2 protein-coding genes and 1 pseudogene are annotated in these 1,519 nt (G+C 51.4%); all 3 read right to left on the bottom strand.

Annotation, left to right across the window (positions count from 1 at the left end):
- Positions 1 to 70 precede the first annotated feature (70 nt).
- Positions 71 to 805: a 3-oxoacyl-ACP reductase FabG gene (gene fabG, locus Q0277_RS03240; protein WP_297995552.1), complete on the bottom strand. Its 735-nt coding sequence runs from the start codon at positions 803 to 805 to the stop codon at positions 71 to 73.
- The gene (locus Q0277_RS03235) at positions 798 to 1,226 is read right to left on the bottom strand and encodes a hypothetical protein (RefSeq protein WP_297995549.1); all 429 of its coding nucleotides are present in this window, start codon (positions 1,224 to 1,226) and stop codon (positions 798 to 800) included. Before Q0277_RS03235 ends, fabG begins: the two co-directional genes overlap by 8 nt.
- A pseudogene (locus tag Q0277_RS03230) lies at positions 1,223 to 1,519 on the bottom strand (hypothetical protein); the annotation flags it as partial. The pseudogene Q0277_RS03230 and the gene Q0277_RS03235, both read right to left, overlap by 4 nt.

The following is a 1,519-nucleotide window of genomic DNA, read 5'->3' as shown; positions in this document are numbered from 1 at the left end:
TCCGCCCGCTTTGCGACGCCCTCCCGACCGAATGCACAGACATTGCCAAAACCCGTAATAACTACTCTATTTAACATAATCCACCGTCTATTTTAATAACCTCTTTTGTGATATATGCGGAATTTTCGCTTAGCAAAAACTCCACCAAATGCGCTACCTCGCTTGGCTCGCCAATGCGCCCTAGCGGAATCGCGCTTAAAATTTGCTCGCTTGCGGTTTCGTTTATACCTTCGCTCATCGCCGTTTTGATGAGCCCGGGAGCTACCACGTTTACCGTGATCTTGCGGCTTGCAAGTTCTATCGCTAGCGATTTTGCCGCGGCGATTAGGCCCCCTTTGCTAGCGGCGTAGTTGCTTTGGCCGCGGTTGCCGGCAATTCCGCTAACCGAGCTCATCACGACGATACGTCCGCCCTTTTTGGCGCGGATCATCGGCATTAGCGCGGGCTTTAGGACGTTATAAAACCCGCCTAAATTCGTATCTATCACGCTTTGCCAATCCTCGCGCTCGAACCACACGAAGGAATTATCCCGCGTGATGCCCGCATTTAGCACGATGCCCCAGTATGCGCCGTTTGCCTCTATGTCTGCTTCGATCCGCTTCTGCGCCGCAGCGGTATCTGCGACGTCAAATTTTAAAATTTGAACTTCCGCCGCGCCCGCATCCAAACAGCGCTTCGCTACGCCATTAAGCTTTGCTTCGTTGCGCCCGCTTAGCGCCAAGCCGTAACCCTTTTGCGCTAAATTTAACGCGCACGCCTCGCCGATACCGCCGCTTGCTCCGGTAATTAAAATTCTCTTAGTCATTTATACTCTTTATCATTTCGTCGCTCGCGCGCATTACGCTTAGCGTGGCGCTTGCGATATGTTCGTCGCCGCAGCGGATCTCGCAATCGAAGATATATAGCCCCTCGCCGTCGCTCACGCTCTGCCTCGCCGTTGTGATCACGCGCTCGCCCAATTTTAAGCTTGCGCGCGAAATATCCAGGTTCCGCACGCCCAGCAAAACCCCAAGCCTCGCCTCGCCGTCGTTTCTGTAGCCCGAATACACGCCGATACACTGCGCCATTATCTCCATATACGAGTAGCTGCCGAGTTCGCCGTCTTCGGTAAACGGCGAGTCCTCTTTAACGCTAAACGCGCAGCTTACGTAACCGTCGCTAACCTCTAAAATTTCATCTGCGAAGACCATATATCCGCTCTGCGGTAGTATGCTAGAGGCTCTCATACGCGTCCTATTATGGTTACGGCGTTGTCGCCGCCGAAAGCAAAATTTAGATTCATCGCGGTATCTACGCGCGCTTTTTTTGCTTCGCACGCGAGATTAAATTTAGACAGCGCTGCTGGAATTTCGCTCGTTTGCGAAGTTTGATCCGCGGCGTCTTTTAAAATTTTATTATCTAAAATTTTATCGTCCGCGCCTTGCAAAGCTTTAGACGCGATCAAAATTTCATCCGCATTGTTTTTTGAAATTTCACCCTGCGCGTTTTGCAAAATTTCGCCACTAGAGCCGCACGAAAT

Origin of the sequence: uncultured Campylobacter sp. (assembly GCF_938030815.1) — a bacterium.
GTDB lineage: Bacteria > Campylobacterota > Campylobacteria > Campylobacterales > Campylobacteraceae > Campylobacter_B.
Note: the sequence above shows the minus strand (reverse complement) of the source record. Positions and strands in the feature narration are given on the sequence as shown.

Bases quoted from the DNA above. Each gene is read 5' to 3' on its own strand.
- Q0277_RS03235 (WP_297995549.1), bottom strand. From the start codon at position 1,226: ATGAGAGCCTCTAGCATACTACCGCAGAGCGGATATATGGTCTTCGCA.
- fabG (WP_297995552.1), bottom strand. From the start codon at position 805: ATGACTAAGAGAATTTTAATTACCGGAGCAAGCGGCGGTATCGGCGAG.